Raw genomic sequence first — 15,964 nt, forward strand, 5'->3', positions numbered from 1 at the left:
GGCCCGCGGTCGCCTCGCCCCCGTTCCCGGGCTGCTCCGGTTCCTCCTGCGGCCCGTCGTCACCGCCCTGCTGCGCCGGAACCGCCTGCTCGCTCACCCGTACTCCTCTTCGTCCTGCCTGGCCCGCTGCGCCTCGGCCTCCGCGCGGGCCTGCTCGACACTTCCACCGACCCAGCGGACCTGCAGCGAGGTCAGCGCGTCCTCCTGGTCGAACTGGATCACCTGCTCGCGGTAGAGCTCCAGCAGCGCCAGGAAGCGGGCCACGACCTCGACCGTGTGCCCGCAGTCGGACACCAGCTGCCCGAAGGTCAGGCTCTCGTTCTCGGCCAGCCGCACCCGCAGGATCGCCGCGTGCTCGCGCACCGACACCTGGTGCTGGTGCAGGTGCTCCAGCGAGACCTCCGGTGGCGGTTTCGGGCGGAACACCGCGGCGGCCACCTCGGCGAACCGTTCCGGTCCCACACCGATCACGACATCCGGGAGCAGGTTCTCGAACCGGTCCTCGACCGACACCGCGCGCGGGTACCGGTGCAGCGCACCGGATTCCAGTTCGGCGAACAGCTCGGCGACCTGCTTGTAGGCCCGGTACTGCAGCAGCCGCGCGAACAGCAGGTCCCGCGCCTCCAGCAGCGCGAGGTCCTCTTCGTCCTCGACCTCGGCCGCCGGCAGCAGCCGCGCCGCCTTGAGGTCGAGCAGCGTGGCCGCGACGACGAGGAACTCGGTGGTCTCATCCAGGTCCCAGTGTTCGCCGAGCTGGCGGGTGTAGGCCAGGAACTCGTCGGTGACCCGGTGCAGCGCGACCTCGGTGACATCCATCTGGTGCTGCGAGATGAGCTGCAGCAGCAGGTCGAAGGGGCCTTCGAAGTTCTCCAGCCGCACCGTGAACCGGCTGGTGGAACCGTGCTCTTGGTCCGCGAGCTCTTCCGGGACGGCCGAACCGCTCACCCGGGGCCCTCCTCACCCGGAGGGCAGGCCCGCAGCACCTCGGCGCCGATCGCGCGCGCAGCCGAGCCACCGCCGCTGCGCACCGCCACTCGCGCCTGTGCCAACCCCAGCAACTCCTCGTCGGACGGGTTCCGATCGTGCTGCCCGGAACCGGCGCCCGGACGCACGCGGGCCGGTGCGGCCCGGTTCGCGTGATCCGGCACAGTAGTAGGCGGCTGTTCGGCGGCACCGGGCAGGGCCACCCGGCCGCTCATCGCGCTATCACCTCGCGGGCCAGCGCGCGGTAGGACTTCGCGCCGGCCGAGCGGGGCGCCCAACGGGTGATGGGCTCCCCGGCCACCGTCGTCTCCGGGAAGCGGACGGTGCGGTTGATCACGGCGTCGAACACGATCTCGCCGAAGGCCTCCACGACGCGCGCCATGACTTCGCGCGAATGCAGTGTGCGCGGGTCGAACATCGTCGCCAGGATGCCGCTGATCTCCAGATCCGGGTTCAGCCGCTCCTGCACCTTTTCGATCGTGTCGATGAGCAGGGCCACTCCGCGGAGGCTGAAGAACTCGCATTCCAGCGGGATGATCACGCCGTCGGCCGCGGACAGCGCGTTCACCGTCAGCAGGCCGAGCGAAGGCTGGCAGTCGACCAGCACGTAGTCGTACTCGGACATCGCCGGGCGCAGCACGCGCTGCAGCGTCTGCTCCCGACCGACCTCGGCGACCAGCTGCACTTCCGCCGCGGACAGGTCGATATTGCTCGGCAGCAGATCCATGCCGTTCACGGAGGTGGGCAGCAGCACGTCCTGCAGGCCCGTCGACCGCTCCATGATCACGTTGTAGACGGTCTGGTCGAGCTGGTGCGGCTGGACACCGAGCCCCACGGACAGGGCACCCTGCGGATCGAAATCGACCAGCAGCACGCGCCGACCGTATTCGGCCAGCGCAGCGCCGAGGTTGATCGTGGACGTGGTCTTGCCCACACCGCCCTTCTGGTTGCACATCGCCAGAACGGTGGCCGGACCGTGCTGATCCAGCGCCGGGGGTTCGGGAATGCGGCGCCGCGGCCGGCCCGTGGGACCGAGATCGCGGGAATCCGACATGGGATCGAGCCCGTCGTCGTCCGCTTTGTCCGGGGCGATGCTCAGGTCGACCGCGCCCCGAGACCGCCCCTCGGCGGCGGGCTGCGGCATCGACATGGCGATCTGACTCCTCACTGGGGCCGGTGGCGATCAACCGCAGCCTAAGCGGCAGCCTTCACCAGCAGCAACGCGCCTCGCCGGGTTTCGGCAAATGCGCTCGGCACGCGCCGCGCACCGCGGCAGATGCGCTGCGCTGCGTGCACATCCGCATCGGAGGCGGAAAACCGTGCACCGCCACCGGAGTTCACGTGCCACCGTGCGCGCGCGGATGCGAGGTGGCATACACCTCGCGCAGCGTGTTCACCGTGACCAACGTGTAGACCTGGGTCGTCGTCACCGACGCGTGCCCGAGCAGTTCCTGCACCACCCGCACATCGGCGCCGCCTTCCAGCAGGTGCGTCGCGAAGGAGTGCCGCAGCACGTGCGGCGACACCGCCGCACCGATTCCTGCGCGCTCAGCAGCGGTTTTCAGCGCGTGCCACGCACTCTGCCGGGACAACCCGCCACCCCGCGAGTTCAGGAACACCGCGGAGCTGCCCCGCCCCCGCATCGCGAGGCCCGGTCGAGCGCGCACCAGGTACGCCTCCAGCGCCCGCAGCGCAGGGCCGCCGATCGGGACGATCCGCTTCCGACCGCCCTTTCCGGCCAGCAGGACGGTGCGCTGCTGCTCGTCGACGTCGTCCAGCGCGAGGCCGACCGCCTCGGAGATGCGGGCACCGGTGGAGTACAGCAGTTCCAGCAGCGCACGATCCCGAAGACCGCGCGCGTCCTGGCCTCCGGCGCTGTCCAGCAGTCGGAGCACATCGTCGACCGGAAGGGCCTTGGGCAGCCGTTGCGGCGGGCTCGGCGGCGAAACCTCGCGGGCGACATCGGTTTCCAGGATCCCCTCCGCGTGCGCGAAGCGGTGCAAACCGCGCGCCGCCACCAGAGCGCGCGCCGTCGAGGAGGGAGCCAGCGCCGAACGCTGCGCGGTGCCCTCGCGGAGTTCGGCCAGGAAGGCCGCGAGGTCGGCCGCGGAGGCGGCACCGAGCTCGGTGATTCCGCGAGCTGCCAAGAAGGAGACGTACCGCAGCAGGTCACGCCGGTAGGACTCCACCGTGCTGCGGGCGGTGCCCCGCTCGACCGCGAGGTGGTCGAGATAGCTCACCGCCACGGCACGCAGATCCGGCGCCACGTCCTCGAAACCGCGCACATGCCCTCCTGTCGCACCACCCAGCCACCGAGCCACCGGACCACCGATGCAGCCGGACGTCGATGTCACCGAACGTCGAGAGCCTGCCCGGCCTCCGATCATGCGCCGCGTCCGGTGGTGCTCGGTGACCTGCACGGCGGGCTCACTGCGATGTCCTGCCGGCGCGGGTGCGATGTCAGTCAGTCCGCGTTGCCCGTTCCGGAAACCCTGCGGCCGAACCGGGTCGGCCGGTCGCGCCACGGGGAATCCGCCGGACGCGGGGTCTGCCGATGGTCCCGGACCTGCTTCGCGGCGAGCAGCCCGGCCACGGCGGGACCGTTGACGATCTCCCCGCGCAGCGCCATCTGCACGGCCTCGGACAGCGGGAACCGGTCGATGACCAGATCGGCTTCCTCGTCGCCTGCGGCGTCGGGTCGCGCCACCTCCGTCAAACCGGTCGCCAGGAACACGCGGACGCATTCATCGGTGAAACCCGGTGAGCTCGCGACGTCGACCAGGACCGACCAGTGCTCGGCGGTGATCCCCGCTTCTTCGACGAGCTCGCGCCGAGCCGTGTCGAGCGCGTCCTCACCGGCGATGTCGAGCAGCCCTGCGGGCAACTCCCACAACCGCCTGCCCAGCGGGTACCGGTACTGGTGGATGAGCACGACCCCGTCGTCCTCGTCCACCGCGACGATGCCGGCGGCCCCGTGGTGCTCCACCACTTCGCGCCGGGAGTGCGACCCGCCGGGCATGGCGACCTCGTCGGCGCGGAGGGCGAGGATGTTGCCTGTGTAGACATCGAAGCTATCCACCGTGGTGAACTCGTGGGAACCGTTGGTCCGCGCGATACCGCCGCCCGGGGTTTCGTGATCATCCTGCACAGAACCCACCTTAGAACGCCGACCTCACCTGAGAATTCCGACCACCCGCGCAGCACCGACCACCCGCGCGGTCCGCACCACCCGGTGACCGAGCCGGAGCGGCTCCGCCGACTACCGCCGCGCGTCCGCGGCCCGGATACCGGTTACCGCCCCGGACCACCAGACTCGCTCGCGGCACGCGCCAGGCCCGGCCCGTATGCCGGACCGGTCGGCGAGGCACTCGGCACACACCCCGCCGACCGGCACAAGCAGGACCAGCCAGCGTGCGCAGCACCGACCGCGGATCAGCTGCTGGCCGCGGTCTCCGCAACACCGTCCGAGCCGTCGCCCTTCGAAGCACCATCGGCCGACGCAGTGCTCCCGGAGAGGTCAACGGGCAGCCGCTCGGCGGCCCGGTAGTCCAGCGCAGCCTTCACGAACGCGGCGAACAGCGGGTGCGGACGCGTCGGCCGGCTCTTGAGCTCGGGGTGGGCCTGGGTGCCCACGAAGAAGGGGTGTTCCTCGCGGGAAAGCTCGACGAACTCCACCAACCGCCCGTCCGGGGATGTACCGGAGAACACGAGCCCGGCCTTGTCGAGGCGCTCCCGGTAGGCGTTGTTGACCTCGTAGCGGTGCCGGTGCCGCTCAGCGATCTCGCTCGCCCCGTAGGCAGCGGCGACGATCGAATCCGCCTGCAGCTTCGCCGGGTAGGAACCCAGCCGCATGGTGCCGCCCATGTCGCGGTCGCCGGAGATCACGTCGTGCTGATCGGCCATCGTGCTGATCACCGGGTGCTGGGAGAACTCCTCGAACTCGGTGGAATTGGCCTTCTCCAAACCGGCCAGCGAACGCCCGGCCTCAATGACCATGCACTGCAGTCCCAGGCACAGTCCCAGCGCCGGGATTCGGCGCTCGCGCGCGTACCGGATGGCGCCGAGCTTGCCTTCGATCCCCCGCACCCCGAAACCACCGGGGATGAGGACCCCGTCCACCCCGGCGAGGGCCTGGGCGGCCCCGGCCTCGGTCTCACAGGTGTCCGAACCGACCCAGGTGACCTCGACCTTCGCGCGATGCGCGAACCCGCCCGCGCGCAGCGCCTCGGTCACCGAGAGGTAAGCGTCCGGCAGGTCGACGTACTTGCCCACGAGCGCGATGCGCACCCGTTCGGATGGGTTGTGCACCCGATCCAACAGGTCACCCCACACCGACCAGTCGACGTCGCGGAACGGGAGGCCGAGCCGCCGCACGAGGTAGGCGTCCAGCCCTTCGCCGTGCAGCACCCGCGGGATGTCGTAGATCGAGGGGGCGTCCGGACAGGCCACCACGCCGTCCGAGTCCACGTCGCACATCAACGCGATCTTGCGCTTGAGCTCATCGGAGAGATCGCGGTCCGCGCGGCAGACCAAGGCGTCCGGCTGGATGCCGATGTTGCGCAGCGCCGCAACCGAGTGCTGGGTGGGCTTGGTCTTGAGCTCACCGGACGGCGCGAGGTACGGGACCAGGGACACGTGCAGGAAGAAGCAGTTGTCCCGGCCCACGTCGTGCCGTACCTGGCGGCATGCCTCCAGGAACGGCAGCGACTCGATGTCGCCGACGGTGCCGCCCACCTCGGTGATGACCACATCCGGCGTCCGCCCGTCCTCGTCGGGCTCGGCCATGGCCCGGATCCGAGCCTTGATCTGGTCGGTGATGTGCGGGATCACCTGCACCGTGTCGCCGAGGTACTCACCGCTGCGCTCCTTGGCGATCACGGTGGAGTAGACCTGCCCGGTCGTGACGTTGGCGTTCTTGGTCAGCGCGCGGTCCAGGAACCGCTCGTAGTGGCCGATGTCGAGATCGGTTTCCGCGCCGTCCTCGGTGACGAACACCTCACCGTGCTGGAAAGGGTTCATCGTGCCTGGGTCGACGTTGAGGTAGGGGTCCAGCTTCTGCATGGTTACCCGCAGTCCACGGGAAGTCAGCAGTTCACCCAGGCTGGATGCCGTGAGCCCCTTGCCCAGCGAGGAGGCCACGCCTCCCGTGACGAATACATGCTTGATCGTGCGTGCTTGCGGCACCAACAAAAGCTCCCCGTGGTCTAGCCGTCGCCTGGCTGGATATCTGCGCTGGCAGGACGGCTCGCTCCGTCGCTCCCACGGAATTCCAGCCTATCGCACGTCCGGTGGTAGACGCACCAAGACCCGCCTTCTCGTCGAACGCGGACTGCACCAGGTCAACCGCCGTTCGACTGCATCCGCGCCACCTCACGCGCAGTGATCACGCCGGTGGCGCGTGCGGTGACGGCGAACACAGCACCGCACCTCACCCGACCGCCTCCCGCACCTCGGCCCGGTAATCCCGCGCCATGTCCCGCAACCGGGCGCACGAGTCCGCAGGGAGCAACGCCTGCTCAGCCAGCGCACCCGCCGCAGTCCGGTACGCCTCAACGGCACCCGGATCTTCGAGGCACGTGCAGTCGTGCAGGTCCGGAAGGACGACCAGGTCCGGGTGCGCGACCCGTTGGAAACCCAGGACGGTGAACGATCCGCTCGCCGGCACGGCACCCGCGTCGAACGGCAGAAACCGCAGTTCGATCCGCCCGTTCCGGCCCAGCTCGGCCAGGTGCTCCAACTGCTCGCCCATCACCTCCGCACCACCTACCCGGCGGCGGACGGCCGACTCGCTGAGCACGACCTCCACCTCCGCCCCACCGGTCGCCAACATCCTCGTCCGCCGGTGCAGCATCAGCTCCAACCGGCGCTCCATCCCGCTGCGGTTCGACCATCCGGCCGCCCCCTCGACGATGCGCGCGTACGCATCGGTACGCAGCAGTGCGGGCACGGTCTCGGCGACGAACACACGCAGCGAGTCCGCTTCGGCTTCCAGTCCGACCGAGGTCAGCTCACCGCTGGCCAACACGTCACCGAAGCCCTCCCACCACGCCCTCCCGCGCGCCGCGTGCGCCAGTTCGACGAGCCGGTCGCGCTGTTCGGCACCGGCGTGGCAGACCTCGGCGAGCGCGATTACCGCATCGACGCCGATGCCCTGCTTGGCGCCCTCGATCTTGCTGACCTTGCCCTGCTGCCACCCGAGGCGCCGCGCCACGTCGACATGGGTGAGCCCGGCGGCCCGCCGCAGTTCCCTGAGCTCGGCGGCGAGCACGCGGCGGCGCACGACGGGACTGACCGCGGCGCCTGAATCGATCGCGGCATGCGGGTCGTCGGTGTGCGGGTGCGGGTCATCGGTGTGGGGGACGGGAGAGGGCTGCTTCTGCGGTGTCATGAGATCAGACTGCTCCCGAGCTTGCGCCACGTCCAGGAATATAACCTGATCGAATTATCGCGTTCCGAATCATTCTCCATGATCATCGAGTCATGCACCCCCGACGAGCATCCCGACGCGAACCGGCCTTCCTGCGCGACACCCCTCTCCGGATCCCCCTCCGGGCGCGCAGGAACCAGTGGCCGGGTGGCGCTGCCCCCGAGGCGCCGCCCGGCCACACCCCGACCACCGGGTGGTCGGTCCCGCAGCCCCCGGCGCGTCGGCTCGGGTCACCCGCAGCCCCGCACCTCGGCCCGCTACTCGACCGCGATGCCAGTAGGCACCGCGAGGACGACCGCAGCGCTCGACACGACGTGGTCGCGCAACGAGATCACGGGACCAGCCCTGCGAAGATCCCACCGAACACAGCCCCGGCACCGGCAGGCATGTCCAGCAGCGCCGCACCCAGGCCGGCCACCAGCAGCACGACGAACACCGCAGCCACGAGCAGGACAACCGTCGAGACCGGGGTGCGACTACGTTGCAGCGCGATCAGCGATGCGGCGTCGACCACCTTGCCGCCCAACCGCAGTCTGGTCAGGAACGTCGACGGGTTCGACCCGGATCGCCCGCGATCCAGGAATTCGCCCAACGTCGCCTGGAAACCGACCGTGACGACGAGCTCCGCGCCATTCGCATCGGCCAGCAGCAACGCCAGATCCTCCGGGTTTCCGGAAGCCACGAACGGCGTGGCCTCCACCCCGAGGTCCCGCACGCGTTCGATTCCGGGTGCGTGACCGTCGGAATGCGCGGGAACCACCACGGCAGCACCGCACCGCAGGGCCTCGGGCCCCGGCACGGTGGGATCGGCGATGATCACATCGGGCGTGTAGCCGGCCTCGCGCAGCACATCGGCCCCGGATTCGACCCCGAGCAGCGCCGGCCGGTACTCGGCGATGTAGCGACGCAGTCGCCGGAGATCATCGACGTGCCCGAAGTCCGCGGCCACGACGAGCACGTGCCGGTCCTGGAACGTCTCCCCGAGCAGCGGAACGCCGATCCCGTCCAACAGCAGGGCCCGTTCCCGCCGCAGGAACTCAATGGTGTTGGCGGAGAACGCCTCCAGCTGCGCCGCCATACCCGCCTTCGCCTCGACCAGCTGGTCGGCGACATCATCGGCGGTCTGCTCGTTCCCCTCGGCGATGGCACGTTCGCCGGCGAACACCGTGCCCCCATGCACCCGGACCCGAGAACCGTCCTTGATCCGGTGCAGCACATCGCGACCGACCCCGTCGACCAGCACCACTCCCGCCGAAACCAGAACCTCCGGACCGAGATTCGGGTACCGGCCGGAAATGGACGGCGCCACGTTCACCACCGCGGCGGCACCCGTCGCGAGGAGCGCCTCGGCGGTGCGCCGGTCGAGATCGGTTTGATCGATGACGGCGATGTCGCCGGCGCGTACCCGCCGGGGCAACTCACCGGAGCGCCGCTCGACCCGGGCTGTACCAACGAGCCCCGGCAACTTCTCCTGCTGGCGAGTGAGCGCACCGCTGAGTCTCATGCGCCGATAGTGACAAACCGATCACCGGCGGTGGCTCCGCCACGCCGAGCCCACCGCGCGGATCGCCATTCCGGGAACCCATTCCGCACAGCAGTTTTCGCGCATCACCGGGTCCGCACAGCTACGCCGTCACATGACCGCGTCCCGAGCTCAGCTCGCAGACCCACTCCCGCGTCCACCCGATTTCGCCGGTTCTCCGGACCGCGCGTCCCCGGACCGCGCGCCACCCGCCTCCGCCTTGTGCGCCACAGCGGTGGACAGCAGCTCCTCGGCGTGCGCCTTCCCGGTCTCCGTCGACTCCAGCCCGGCGAGCATCCGCGCCAGTTCCGCGACGCGCCGCTCGTCGTCCACGAACCGCACATCGCTGTGCGTCAGCCCGCTGTCACCACCGTCCTTGTCCACCACCAAGTGCCGGTCCGCGTAGGCCGCGACCTGCGGCAGGTGCGTCACCACGACCACCTGGTGCGTGCGCGCCAACAACGCCAGCCGGCGGCCGATCTCCACCGCAGCACGACCGCCTACACCCGCGTCCACCTCGTCGAAAACCAGGGTGGGAACCGTATCGGCGTCAGCCAGCACCACCTCCAGCGCCAGCATCACGCGGGAGAGCTCGCCCCCGGAAGCACCCTTGTGGATCGGCAAGGCCGGCGCACCCGAATGCGCCACGAGCCGGAGCTCCACGTCGTCGACGCCCTCCGGACCGGCGTGCACCGCACGATCGTCCAACTGCAGGCCGCACGGGTCATCCCGCTCGGCCCCGCGCGGCTCAACTCCAACGTCGAGCCGCGCCTGCTGCATGGCGAGCCCGGACAACTCCGCCGACACCGCCTCGGCCAACCGACCAGCCGCTTCCAGCCGTGCCGCGGACAGAACGCGAGCGAGGTCCACGAGCTCCGCGGCCAGCTCGTCGCGCCGGGCGGCCAACGCGGCGAGCGCCTCCTCCGACGTGTCCAGCCCGGAGAGCCGCTCACGCGCGTCGTCGGCCCACTGCAGCACCCCGTCGACATCGGCGGCGTACTTCTTCGTCAACTGCTTGAGTTCGGCCTGCCGGGCCAGCACCTGTTCGAGCCGGTGCGGATCAGCGTCCAGGTGATCGAGGTAACCACCGAGTTCACCGCTGACATCGGAGAGAACCGCAGCGGCTTCGGCGATCCGCGGTTCCAGCTCGCGCAGTTGCGGATCCTCCGCAGCCGCGAGCCGTCGCCGTGCCTCGCCGAGCAGACCGACGGCTCCCGGAGCGTCGGGATCGCCGTCCGCCGCCCCGGCCAGCGCATGCTGGGCCGCGCTGGCCGTGTCCCGCAGCTCGTCGACATCGGCCAACCGCTTGGCCTCTTCGACCAGTGCGTTGTCCTCGCCGGGTTCCGGCGCCACGGCTTCGATCTCGGACAGCCCGTGCCGCAGCAGATCGGCCTCGCGCGCCATCTCCCGCGACCGCTCAGTACGCTCGGCCAGCTCACGAACCGCTTCGACCCAGTCCGCCCGCACCCCCTGGTAATCCGCGAGGGCGCGGTGCACCGGTTCACCACCAAAGCGGTCCAGCACAGCGCGCTGCTCACCGTGACGCAGCAGCCGGAGCTGGTCGTTCTGCCCGTGCACCGCCAGCACCTGATCGGCGAGCTCGGACAGCACCGCGTTGGGCACCGAACGGCCACCGAGGTGAGCCCGCGAGCGCCCATCGGCGTTCACCGTGCGCAACGCGATCAAACCACCGTCGTCATCCGGCTCTGCGCCGGCATCCCCGGCGACCTTGATCGCCGGCGAACCCGCCGCCGTCTCGAACCGGCCCTCGACCACCGCGCGCTGCGCTCCGGACCGCACGCGGGAGGCGTCTGCCCGACCACCGCTGAGCAGGTGCAGCCCGGTGACGACCATCGTCTTGCCCGCCCCGGTCTCGCCTGTCACCACGGTCAGACCACGATGCAGTTCGAGCGTGGCGTCGCTGATGACGCCCAGTCCCTGGATGCGCATCTCCGCCAACACACCGAGCACCCTAGCGGCCGCCGCCGACGAGGGGAGCCCCGCGGAGGCGATCAGCACGTTGCGACCGCCACCACCGGCCAACCGGCCGACACCGGCGTGTCGGGAAGCGACAGCACACCACAGCACCGCCCTCGAACGGAGGCATCGCAGCGGCACCGCAGCACGTCCCGTGGCCGCAGTACGTCAGGTGCTCGCCGGACCGCGCCACCCCTGTACCGGGAGCTCGAACTTGCGCACCAGCCGGTCGGTGAACGCGGTGTCGTGCAACCGGACCAACCGCATCGGCTTGTCCGCGGCCACGACCTCCACCCGAGCTCCGGGCGGCAGATCGAAGTGCCGGCGGCCGTCGCAGCACAACACGGCTTCGTGCCCCTGCTGATCGACCTCCAGCGCGACCAACGACTCGCGCGAGACCAGCAGCGGGCGCGCGAACAGCGCATGCGCGTTGCTCGGCACCACCAGGAGGGCCTGCACATCCGGCCACACCACGGGCCCACCCGCGGAGAACGCGTACGCGGTCGAACCGGTGGGCGTCGAACACAGCACCCCGTCGCAGCCGAACGCGGAGACCGGATGCCCATCCACCTCGACGACCACGTCCAGCACCCGTTCGCGGCTGCTCTTCTCCACGCTGGCCTCGTTGAGCGCCCAAGACCGGGCGAGCACGTCACCATCGAGCGTCGCAGTCACATCCACGACCATGCGCTCGTCGACCTGGTAGCGGCCCTCCACGACGGCACCGACGGCCTCGTCCAGCGCATCCGAATCCGCGCCCGCGAGGAACCCGACACGCCCGAGATTGACCCCGAACACCGGAACATCGGCCATGCGCGCCAATTCAGCCGCCCGCAGCAGGGTGCCGTCACCGCCGAGCACGAGGACGAGTTCGGTCCCCTCGGCCGCCAGCGCTCCCGGCGCCACCACGGCGCTGTAGCAGTCCGAGCTGAGCTCCGGGGCTTCTTCGGTCAGGACCCGCACCCGCACCCCGGCCCCGACGAGCTGGGCGGCAACCTTCTCCGCCGTACGCAGGTTGTGCTGCCTGCCGGTGTGCACCACCAGCAGCACCTCTCGGGTCAACTGCCACTCCCTTACCGGTGGTTGCTCCGGCCCGGCTCCTGCGGTCCCCGGGCCACGGCATCCGCGATCAGCTCATCCGCACGATCCATGTCCGGCTCGTCACCGGGCCGCAGCCACACGAAGTACTCGACGTTGCCGGACGGTCCCGGCAACGGGCTCGCCACGGCCGAGCGCAGAGCAAGCCCATGGTCTGCGGCGACGTGCACGACCTCGCGCACCGCTTCGGCACGCAGCGCCGGATCGCGCACGACTCCACCCGAGCCTAGCCGCTCTTTGCCGACTTCGAACTGCGGCTTGATCATCGGCACCAGATCGGATTCGCCGGTGCTACAGGCGACCAACGCCGGAAGAACCAGCTTCAGCGAGATGAACGACAGATCCCCGACGACCAGGTCGACCTGCCCACCGATTCCCTCCGGCGTCAGCGATCGCACGTTCGTCCGGTCATGCACCTGGACCCGCTCGTCAGTGCGCAACTTCCAGTCCAACTGCCCGTACCCGACGTCGACGGCCACGACTCCCCGCGCCCCCCGCCGCAACAAGACATCGGTGAACCCCCCGGTCGAGGCACCCGCATCCAAGCACCGCCTGCCCGGCACCACCAGGCCGTCCGGTTCGAACGCTTCCAGCGCGCCGAGCAGCTTGTGCGCTCCGCGCGACGACCAGCCCGGATCATCCACGTCCTCGGCCACGAGGACGGGCGCGTCGATCTCGATCGCAGTCGCCGACTTGTGCGCAACCATCCCGCGCACCTTCACCCGGCCCGCCGCGACCAGTTCCGATGCCTGTTCCCGCGAGCGCGCCAGTCCGCGGCGGACGAGCTCAGCATCCAACCGGGCTTTTCGGGGCGCCCGGTCCTTCCTGGGCACTCGGTCAACTCCTGTTCGCGTTCGTCCCGGCCTGGAGGTTGTCCGCCTTGGCCAGCGCATCGGTCAGCGCGGTGTGCGCGGCCTCGAACCGGCGGACGTGCTCGGCAACCGGCAGATCCTCGATCTGATCCAGGTCGGCCACCGCCGCCGCCACCGCGTCAACGGCGTCCTGCCCGTCGTCGTCCTTGCGCGCCAGCACCGTGGGATCCGGCACCCCGCTGTCCTGCGCATCTGGCGAGCTCATCCGATCAGCCCCTTCGCACTCACATCGCTGCCGAAGCGCCACCACGCTAGTCGACACCGATTCCCGCGCCGGAGGGAACACCCCGGTGATCAGCGGATATTCAGCTTCTCCAGCACCTGCTCGGCGTCGGCGTCCTCGGGTTGCAGGACGGGCGAACCGCCACCGGCCGCCCACCACACCGCACACAACGCCCGGAGCGCAGCAAGCGGATCACCGCTGCCGGACAGCCTTAGCCGATCGTCCTCGACGGTCACCTGCCAGGCGGAGTTCTCCTGGATCCGGGATTCCGCTCCCGGCAGGTGCAAGGCACCGAGATCGGCGGCGACATGGTCCGGCCGCATGCTCGTGTCGGCGCTGAGCAGTTCCTGCGCCGTGCTGACCCCGGTCAACACCAGCAGGGTGGGTATCCCGGTCCGGACTCCTCCGGCGATGTCGGTATCGAGTCGATCCCCCACCATGAGCGGGGCGCTCGCCGCCGCCGAGGCGACAGCCCGGTCCAACAGCGGCCTCTCGGGTTTGCCCGCCACCGCCGGGCTGCGGCCGGTGGCCGCTTGCAGTGCGGCGACCATGGCCCCGTTGCCGGGGAGTTCACCGCGCTCGGTGGGCAGAGTCCGATCGGTGTTCGACGCAACCCACGCGGCACCGCCGCGGATCGCCAGGCACGCCTCGGCGAGGTTCCACCAAGCGGTCTCGGTCGAATGGCCTTGTACGACCGCGTCCGGCTGCTGGGCGTACTCGCGGACCGGGCGCAGCCCGACGTGCTCAACCTCGGCGGCCAGTGCGGGCGAGCCGACGACCAGCACGCGGGACCCGCCGGGGAGGGCCTCCGAGAGCATCCCGGCCGCCGCTTGGGCGCTCGTGCTGACCTCGTCAGAAGCTGCGGGCAAACCGAGCCCGCGCAGGTGGCCGGCCACTTCGTGGTCCGGCTTCGAGGCGTTGTTGGTGACGTAACGGACGGCGGCGCGATCGTGCTTGACCTGGCGAATCGCTTCCAGTGCACCCGGGACCAGTTCGCTGCCCCGGTAAACGGTGCCGTCCAGGTCGAACAGGACCAGGTCATGCTCGTCCAGGAGCGTGCGGCTCACGGGGTCTGCGCGCCTCCTTCACGACCGGCGCCGTTCTCACCACTGTTCTCGTCGGCCGCGAAGCCAGGATCGTGCTCCGGATCCGGTTCGGCCGGTTCCACTCCGGTGTCCGGAACGAGTTCCTCGACCGCGTCAGCACCACCGAGGACGTCGACGAGCTCGTCCAGCCGCTCCGGCGCGTCCGTGTCCCCATCATCATCGGCGTTGGCCGCATGCACGAACCAGGTGAACGCCTCCTGCGTCCGCCCGGCCGCCAGCAAGTTGTCCGCGTAGGCGTAGAACAAGCGGGCGCTCCACGGGTCCTGACGCTGCGGATCAAGTTCCGGGATCTGCAGCCCGACGACGGAAGCATCGACCTCCCCCATGTCCCGACGAGCTCCGGCGGCAACGATGCGCAGTTCGATCTGCTCGGCAATATCGAGTCGGGAAGCTTCTTCGCTCCGGCTCATTTCGATCGCCCGCTCCGGACGGCCCAATGCTCGTTCCGCATCGGCGACGATCGCCATGTAGCCGGGCCCGCCGGCAAGCCGGCGGTACGCGCGCAGTTCGCTGAGCGCCTCACTCCACTCACCGGCCTGGTAGGCGGCGATGCCGTTCGCTTCGCGCACGGAAGCGACCCGGGAAGCCTTCGTCCTCGCGTATCGCGCGTGTTCGAGTGCTTTTGTCGGTTCCTCTTCGATGAGCCGGCCCGCGGTGATGAGGTGCGCTGCGATCATCTCGGCCAACGCCTTCGGCAGGGTCCGCAGCTCGCGCCGCACCTCGCCGTCGAGCTCGGACGGGTCGATGTCCTCCGGCAGCTGCGGGGCCTGCGCCTTCTTGGGAGCGGTGTCTTTCGACTTCGCCCCAGCCGGGCTGGGTTTCTTCCCACCGCGCGGGGGCTGCTTGCCCCGGTCGTCGACCTTGCCCTTGTCGCTGAACCGGCCCTTGTCGTTGAACCGGCCGGCAGGGCGATCGCCGCGGTGGCGCGAATCGCCGCGGTGGTGGTCCTCCCGCCGCGGACCGGGTCCGCGGTCTCGGCCACCGTCCCGACGCTTGTCCACCGGCCGACCGTCGGCACGCGGGCCGGGACGGGAATCTCCGTCCGACCGACGCGGAGCCCGCGGCTTATCACGGCCACCGTCGGATCCACCACGATTCGAGCGGTCGTCCCGACGGTCACCACGCGGGCCCGCGCCCGCCTGCCGCCTGCGGTCACCGGATCCGCCGTCACGGCGATCGAAACGCCGGTCCTCGCGGCGACCACCTCGGGGCCCACCGCCGCTGCGCTCTCCACCACCGCGGGAGGAGTGGTCACCGGCGCGCCCCGTCCCGCGATCATCCCGATCGCCCGACCGGCCGCCGCGGTCGTTGCCCCGCCGTTCGTCTCGACCACCGGAGCGCCCGCGGTCCGGGAACGAACGACGCTGATCCCCACCGCCACGGTTGCCGGAGCGGTCCGTGCGATTCCGGTCCTGACGGTTCCCCGCCGAACGTTGCCCCCGCTCACCCTGATCGCGCCGTCGCGGGCCGCCCGAACCAGGATGGCCGCCCTGGTGGCCGCGATCGCGGGAGCTGTCTCGGCCGGAACCGGATCCGCGACGCCCCCGGTCGCGCTCGTCATCGGAACCGGACACCGGACCTCCAGAAATAAAAGTGGAAAAACGCCACTACCAGCCTAGACCTTCTGCAGCGGGCGGCGTGCAGCGGTGCCCGCCCACGTGACCCGCACGACCAACCGCTCGGTACTGAACTCACGACCACGATCAGCGTCGAACATGCCCCGGATTCGACTGTGTTTGGGCATAAAAAAAGTGG

14 protein-coding genes are annotated in these 15,964 nt (G+C 70.2%); all 14 read right to left on the reverse strand.

The features are described 5' to 3' along the window. Positions 1 to 93: 93 nt before the first annotated feature. Complete coding sequence (locus tag IQ251_RS15910; protein WP_193929387.1) at positions 94 to 945, reverse strand: segregation and condensation protein A; 852 nt, start codon at positions 943 to 945, stop codon at positions 94 to 96. Beyond that, positions 942 to 1,199 (reverse strand): hypothetical protein, encoded by a 258-nt coding sequence (locus IQ251_RS15915; RefSeq protein WP_193929388.1) that lies wholly within the window; start codon positions 1,197 to 1,199, stop codon positions 942 to 944. The genes IQ251_RS15910 and IQ251_RS15915 overlap by 4 nt, the downstream gene beginning before the upstream one ends. Then, on the reverse strand, positions 1,196 to 2,038 hold the full coding sequence (locus IQ251_RS15920; RefSeq protein WP_228047159.1) for a ParA family protein: 843 nt from the start codon (positions 2,036 to 2,038) through the stop codon (positions 1,196 to 1,198). The genes IQ251_RS15915 and IQ251_RS15920 overlap by 4 nt, the downstream gene beginning before the upstream one ends. Positions 2,039 to 2,321: 283 nt before the next feature. Next, positions 2,322 to 3,269: a site-specific tyrosine recombinase XerD gene (xerD, locus tag IQ251_RS15925; RefSeq protein WP_370591433.1), complete on the reverse strand. Its 948-nt coding sequence runs from the start codon at positions 3,267 to 3,269 to the stop codon at positions 2,322 to 2,324. A 179-nt stretch (positions 3,270 to 3,448) separates the two neighbouring features. Further along, positions 3,449 to 4,132: an NUDIX domain-containing protein gene (locus tag IQ251_RS15930; protein WP_370591434.1), complete on the reverse strand. Its 684-nt coding sequence runs from the start codon at positions 4,130 to 4,132 to the stop codon at positions 3,449 to 3,451. Between the two features lie 284 nt (positions 4,133 to 4,416). Beyond that, positions 4,417 to 6,168, reverse strand: a complete 1,752-nt coding sequence (gene pyrG / locus IQ251_RS15935) for a CTP synthase (RefSeq protein ID WP_370591436.1) — start codon at positions 6,166 to 6,168, stop codon at positions 4,417 to 4,419. A gap of 244 nt (positions 6,169 to 6,412) precedes the next feature. After that, entirely contained in the window at positions 6,413 to 7,372 is a 960-nt protein-coding gene (locus IQ251_RS15940; protein WP_193929391.1) for a helix-turn-helix domain-containing protein, read from the reverse strand. A gap of 370 nt (positions 7,373 to 7,742) precedes the next feature. Next, positions 7,743 to 8,915 (reverse strand): putative cytokinetic ring protein SteA, encoded by a 1,173-nt coding sequence (steA, locus tag IQ251_RS15945; RefSeq protein WP_193929392.1) that lies wholly within the window; start codon positions 8,913 to 8,915, stop codon positions 7,743 to 7,745. A 150-nt stretch (positions 8,916 to 9,065) separates the two neighbouring features. Beyond that, positions 9,066 to 10,895: a DNA repair protein RecN gene (gene recN, locus IQ251_RS15950; RefSeq protein ID WP_193929393.1), complete on the reverse strand. Its 1,830-nt coding sequence runs from the start codon at positions 10,893 to 10,895 to the stop codon at positions 9,066 to 9,068. 183 nt (positions 10,896 to 11,078) lie between these two features. After that, positions 11,079 to 11,972, reverse strand: a complete 894-nt coding sequence (locus IQ251_RS15955; protein WP_193929394.1) for an NAD kinase — start codon at positions 11,970 to 11,972, stop codon at positions 11,079 to 11,081. Between the two features lie 11 nt (positions 11,973 to 11,983). After that, entirely contained in the window at positions 11,984 to 12,841 is an 858-nt protein-coding gene (locus tag IQ251_RS15960) for a TlyA family RNA methyltransferase (protein ID WP_370591435.1), read from the reverse strand. A 4-nt stretch (positions 12,842 to 12,845) separates the two neighbouring features. Then, on the reverse strand, positions 12,846 to 13,085 hold the full coding sequence (locus tag IQ251_RS15965; protein WP_193929396.1) for a hypothetical protein: 240 nt from the start codon (positions 13,083 to 13,085) through the stop codon (positions 12,846 to 12,848). Positions 13,086 to 13,174: 89 nt separating this feature from the next. Further along, a complete protein-coding gene (locus IQ251_RS15970) occupies positions 13,175 to 14,170 on the reverse strand; it encodes an HAD-IIA family hydrolase (RefSeq protein WP_193929397.1) in 996 nt (331 codons plus the stop codon). Beyond that, positions 14,167 to 15,210: a hypothetical protein gene (locus IQ251_RS15975; protein WP_193929398.1), complete on the reverse strand. Its 1,044-nt coding sequence runs from the start codon at positions 15,208 to 15,210 to the stop codon at positions 14,167 to 14,169. Before IQ251_RS15975 ends, IQ251_RS15970 begins: the two co-directional genes overlap by 4 nt. Positions 15,211 to 15,964 lie beyond the last annotated feature (754 nt).

Source organism: Saccharopolyspora montiporae (assembly GCF_015209505.1).
In the GTDB taxonomy this organism is placed as follows: Bacteria; Actinomycetota; Actinomycetes; order Mycobacteriales; family Pseudonocardiaceae; genus Saccharopolyspora; species Saccharopolyspora montiporae.

Excerpts from the sequence above, each read along its gene's own strand:
- IQ251_RS15920 (WP_228047159.1), bottom strand. The coding sequence starts at position 2,038 with ATGTCGGATTCCCGCGATCTCGGTCCCACGGGCCGGCCGCGGCGCCGC.
- IQ251_RS15965 (WP_193929396.1), bottom strand. The coding sequence starts at position 13,085 with ATGAGCTCGCCAGATGCGCAGGACAGCGGGGTGCCGGATCCCACGGTG.
- steA (WP_193929392.1), bottom strand. The coding sequence starts at position 8,915 with ATGAGACTCAGCGGTGCGCTCACTCGCCAGCAGGAGAAGTTGCCGGGG.
- IQ251_RS15940 (WP_193929391.1), bottom strand. The coding sequence starts at position 7,372 with ATGACACCGCAGAAGCAGCCCTCTCCCGTCCCCCACACCGATGACCCG.
- IQ251_RS15915 (WP_193929388.1), bottom strand. The coding sequence starts at position 1,199 with ATGAGCGGCCGGGTGGCCCTGCCCGGTGCCGCCGAACAGCCGCCTACT.